Here is a 4,627-nt window from a genome sequence, read left to right as displayed (position 1 = left end):
TCGGACGGCTGCGTGATCGCCAGGTCATACGACGCGAAGCCCTTTGTGAAGATGGGCGAGCCGTACTTCCTGGCGAAGGACAAGCTACGCCGCCATGGCATCAAGGCTTTCAGCAGTAACTATGCGCTGTACGGCGACATGAGTGAGCGTGTCATGACCCTGATCGAATCGATGGTGCCGGCCACCGAGATTTACAGCATCGACGAATGCTTCGCTGAATTGTCCGGTATTCCGGAAAACCTGACCCAGTTCGGGCGCAGACTTCGGTCCAGAATCTTTCAGTGCACCGGTATCCCGGTGGGTGTCGGGATCGCCGGCACCAAGACGCTCGCCAAGCTGGCCAACCACACCGCCAAGCGCCTGCAGGCGCAGACTGGCGGGGTGGTCGACATTACCGATCCGTTCAAGCGCGATTGGGTGCTGCGCAATACTGAAGTGAAAGAGGTGTGGGGCGTGGGCCGCCGTATGACTGCCCACCTCGAAGCGATGGGCATTTACACGGCGATGGATCTGGCCAGGGCTGATGCCTGGACGCTGCGGCAGAAATTCAGTGTGGTGGTCGAGAAGACTGCCCGCGAACTGGCGGGCACGCCATGCCTGGAGCTGGACGAGGCCGAGCCTGCGAAACAGGAGATCTGCTGCAGCCGGATGTTCGGCAAGCGCCTCACTGAGCTGGCGCCCATCAAACAGGCAGTGGCCACCTACGTTCGCCGGGCTGCAGAAAAGCTTCGGGCCCAGGGCTCGGTATGCAAGCGTATGCGCGTGAGCGTCCGCACCGGCATGTTCAACCCGGACGAGCCACACCACGCCCAGGGCGCATTGGTAGAACTGCCATACCCGACTTCCGACACGCTACTGATGACCCGACTGGCTACCGAAGCGGTCGAGCGGATCTTCCGGCCAGGGTTTCGCTACAGCAAGGCCGAGGTTCTCCTGGTGGACCTGCGGCAGCCAGGTGAGTTTTCAGAGGACTTGTTTGCGTTGAAGCAATCGGTGGCATGTGACCGACTGATGCAGGTGATGGATGACATCAACGTCCGTTGGGGGAGGGGGACAATGCGCGTCGCCAGCGTGCCGGCTACACCGGACTGGGGTATGAGGAGGGAGATGATGAGTCAATCCTATACGACGCGAATTGACCAACTGTGGACGGTCAAATGTTGAGCCTTCGAGCCGTCCGGTAAGGCCAATCATCATGTGTCGATGAACACAAAGAAAAATGGAGCTTTTGTTCGTGAGCGGTGGTCAAGCTAGTTGGATAGGCCTAATTACAAATGACTGGCCTGCCCATTCTGGTTTACCAAAATAGCCACCGGCGGGTAGGAGAACATCATGCGAAGACGAGGCGGCGTGTACTGGGCTTGGTCAGACCCCACGCTTCACCACCAATTTCACGAAGAAACGCTGTACGACGGGACCTTCATCGATGTCCAGGTGAGACTATCGCGCACCGGCGGCACCCAGCTTTTTCTAGGGGTCTACGCACGCTCCGGCATGGCACTGCATGAAGAGGCTTACAGCGCCAGGCCCGGCGAATCGATGTACCGGTCGCTGGCCTGGGGCATTGACCGAGCGCGTCAAGTTATTGATGGGTACGCCCATACTGCGACCCGAGATGTGGCTTCGGAATAGTCCAGCCTTCGGTCTGCAGGCAGGGGTAATCTGCCAGGCAGGCTACCCACCGGGCGCTTCAGAGCTTGTACTGAATGGTGTAGGACGCATCGGTCCTCGGCTCTATCGCAATCGGAATGCCGAAGAGCTTCCCCCGGCAATCACTGACCACGCAGCGATAGACCGTCCCCTGCCGGAGCTGGGCCCACAAGCCTTCGTCATGTATCGCAATCCGCAACACATGGCTGTTCGGATCTTCTCTGACCTGGGCAATGTGGTGGTCTAGGTCGCACCCGAATTCTGCACTGGTAAATTCCGGGTCGTAGCCGATCAGCACACCGTGCCTTTTCAGTTCGTCCCGTATACGCTCAATCACGTCGTCTGCTTCTTGTTTTAGCATGATCGTTATCTCGCGGTGCTTGGCCACAATAAAACTCTAGCTGACCCTGAGTGTTTTCGTGAATTATCGGCGTTACCACTGCCTTACCCTTGTTCCTCACGTTGCATGGCTTTACCTCTGCGCTGGAACAGGAATTGCTGAAGCCCTGAGACATTGATCATGCGGGGTACGCAGAAATGACTCAGGATGACCGCTATTACATGATTTTCAGCGTGGTGGCTGTGCTGGTACTGGATCTGGCGGCGACTTATGTGTTTCTCAATGCCATATCCTGACCCCGGTTGTGGGGCACGCCATACGCGTAATCGGGGCCAGCCGCTACATGAAACCTGTCGGGGAAGCTGACCAGCAGCTTGCGCCTGCCTGAACATCCCGATTGAGTGCGGTCCAACGTAAGCAAGCCTTGGCTTCGCTTGTCGGAGGTACGCACATGAAACGCAAGACTGCATGGGTTGTGGTGTTGTCCGGTTTGCTGCTGCTCAGCGGCTGCTGGCCATACTGGCATGACGGGCGGCATCATCGCCATTATCACGACGGTGATCATGGCAGGCAGGAATATCGTCGCTACTGATGGCGGGCGCGAGGGGCGCCCCGAGGTCCATATAGCCAATAAGCCTGACACCGGGTTGCCTTCCAGCAGTAACATGGGCACACGATAACCAAAACAGGGCGGCTGGCCGGTAAAAACTTTACCTGTTTCTCATGGGGCAACAGGAGCGTGTCGCGTGAAGAGCTCAAGATCGCTAGCAGGCGCAATTGCAATAGTTGTGTCCGGGTTCGCTACGGTGTTCATGGCAGGCTGCGCACAAAACCCTGATGTGCGTGACAGCCACGATTATACCGTTGGCAGTACCGCGAAAAGCCCACCGGTGTATCTGGGGTGCGTCAAAGACGAACTTCAAGGCAATGTGAAAACCTACGAAGTCCAGGGCGATAATGCGCTCAGGCTGTTCATCGAAAGCACCGACCCCGACAAGGCGCAGGGGCTTGTAGAGTTGCGGGGCACGGGACCTCAGCGCCAGTTCACGGCTTATCAACGTGATGCCTGGTACGACCATGGCAGGTTGCTGGATGCCGCACTGATGTGTTCCAAGGCGTGATTGTTAGCACCGGAAAACACAAAAAGCCCGCTGTCGAGAGCGGGCTTTTTGCATTTGCGGGCCACGGCCGCAATAATCCGCCTATTTGGAAGGAGAATCGCGGGTGCAAGCAAGAAGCGTTGTCGCCGAAATGTTCATTGGGATCCCGACGCATTTCTGGGTGTTGCCCGTTGCAGGCCTGGTTGCGTACTACGGCTTGAAGTGGTCCGCCAGATCCAGCAGTCGCGCGACCCTGCTGCAAGCCTCGACTTATGTGTTGCTGCTGGCGCTGGCGGTGCTGCCCAACGGTTTTTATGCGCTGTTTCCCCCTGCGCCCGACCCGGATGTGTTGTTGAATAACGCGCCGTTGCCCAACTATGCAGGGCGCCTCTACCTGGATGCGTTCTACGTCTTCGGTGGTTGGGCGCTGAGCAAAGTGGTGAAGCTCAAATTCAGCTGAGTCGCTGCCCGGGTACCTGATGCGCCGACTGGAACGGATATTGCGCGTACCCTTTCAAACCGGCGCATTTGGGGGATACGGCAATGCTTCCTGAAGACCTGTATGCCATGTTTCTGTTTGTCGCCAGCGTGCTGGCCCTCGATGTAGCGGCCATCGTGCTGTACCGGGGAACCAAACCCTGACCCGCGTTCGGGGGGGGCACCCTGACCGGGTATGTCGTCAAGGTCAGGCATGGATTAGCCAGGCAAGCCAAGGCGATTTACGGGCTTTGAATTCATTCAACAAGCGCCTTCCATGTCGTCGATTCTTGCGGCGACAGAGCGCAGCTCGTCCGCAACCACATCGATGGACCTGATGTGCGCAGCAACATCCACCTCGTTTAGCGAGCTACCACGCGCCGCCATGAACCTGGCGTGACCACTCATGGCCTGACTGAGTTGGTCCAGGTGATCGGCTGTTCTGACCAGGTCTGACTTGATGCTATGAAGCGTTTCCATGGTGTTAAAGGCCTTCCTTGTCAGTTGCTTCAACGGGACTGTGAGCATCGCCGCAGGGCAGGGTGAAACGCAACCGATTTATAGAAGGCGCTTTCTCGCCCAAACCCGGAAGAGCTTACGCGATGCTGGCTGGGGCGTCGGAGAGGCCCCGGGTTTTTCAGCTGTCTGTGTCCACCTGCAGTACCGAACCTTTATCGTCCGTTACCAACAATCCGACGGACTGGATACCGCCTGATTGTTGCTCGGCAAGTGGCAGGTCCGAGTGGCGAAAAATGCTACGGTTCTGTTCTCCGGTTTTAAGGGTGATGAGTTTGCCATTCTGATAGAAAAGAAGTGTTTTGTTGGCATTATTTTGCATTGCGTAACTCCTTGCCGACGTGTGGGTTGACCCCTTTACTGTTGCAGCCTCCACCTGCTCACGCTACTGGCAGAATTGTCAGGTGCTTACCGTCGATCCCTGTCTGGCGCTCATCCAGCAGCGCGCTATTGCTGTGTCAATTGCGCGAGAACCTGCAGCCAGACCTTGGTTGATTAGTAACTCGGCGCCACCCCCGTTAGAATGCAGCGTATCCCTAAGGAA

Annotated in this window: 8 protein-coding genes; 5 read left to right on the top strand and 3 right to left on the bottom strand. The window is 57.3% G+C overall.

Translation table 11 applies throughout. The annotated features are described in order from the left end of the window. Positions 1-1,164 (top strand): DUF4113 domain-containing protein (locus tag APH36_RS29360; RefSeq protein WP_060501708.1); only part of this gene is annotated, 1,164 nt, incomplete at its 5' end. A 168-nt stretch (positions 1,165-1,332) separates the two neighbouring features. Beyond that, positions 1,333-1,632: a hypothetical protein gene (locus APH36_RS29355; protein ID WP_060501702.1), complete on the top strand. Its 300-nt coding sequence runs from the start codon at positions 1,333-1,335 to the stop codon at positions 1,630-1,632. 58 nt (positions 1,633-1,690) lie between these two features. Here the strand turns inward: APH36_RS29355 and APH36_RS29350 are convergent, their stop codons facing one another. Continuing rightward, complete coding sequence (locus APH36_RS29350; protein ID WP_223624923.1) at positions 1,691-2,038, bottom strand: hypothetical protein; 348 nt, start codon at positions 2,036-2,038, stop codon at positions 1,691-1,693. A gap of 403 nt (positions 2,039-2,441) precedes the next feature. Between APH36_RS29350 and APH36_RS32285 the strand changes: the two genes are divergently transcribed. From APH36_RS32285 to APH36_RS29340, 3 genes are all read left to right on the top strand, one after another. Beyond that, positions 2,442-2,582 (top strand): hypothetical protein, encoded by a 141-nt coding sequence (locus APH36_RS32285; RefSeq protein ID WP_164524509.1) that lies wholly within the window; start codon positions 2,442-2,444, stop codon positions 2,580-2,582. Positions 2,583-2,736: 154 nt separating this feature from the next. Next, entirely contained in the window at positions 2,737-3,111 is a 375-nt protein-coding gene (locus APH36_RS29345) for a hypothetical protein (RefSeq protein ID WP_060501700.1), read from the top strand. A gap of 130 nt (positions 3,112-3,241) precedes the next feature. Continuing rightward, a complete protein-coding gene (locus APH36_RS29340; protein WP_060501703.1) occupies positions 3,242-3,550 on the top strand; it encodes a hypothetical protein in 309 nt (102 codons plus the stop codon). Between the two features lie 278 nt (positions 3,551-3,828). On the opposite strand, the gene APH36_RS29335 is transcribed toward APH36_RS29340, so the two are convergent. Next, the gene (locus APH36_RS29335; protein ID WP_060501698.1) at positions 3,829-4,047 is read right to left on the bottom strand and encodes a hypothetical protein; all 219 of its coding nucleotides are present in this window, start codon (positions 4,045-4,047) and stop codon (positions 3,829-3,831) included. Positions 4,048-4,204: 157 nt separating this feature from the next. Then, positions 4,205-4,405, bottom strand: coding sequence for a hypothetical protein (locus APH36_RS29330; RefSeq protein WP_060501695.1), 201 nt, complete (start codon positions 4,403-4,405; stop codon positions 4,205-4,207). Between the last annotated feature and the right edge of the window lie 222 nt (positions 4,406-4,627).

It is taken from the genome of Pseudomonas sp. NBRC 111133, from assembly GCF_001320605.1.
GTDB lineage: Bacteria > Pseudomonadota > Gammaproteobacteria > Pseudomonadales > Pseudomonadaceae > Aquipseudomonas > Aquipseudomonas monteilii.
Note: the sequence above shows the minus strand (reverse complement) of the source record. Positions and strands in the feature narration are given on the sequence as shown.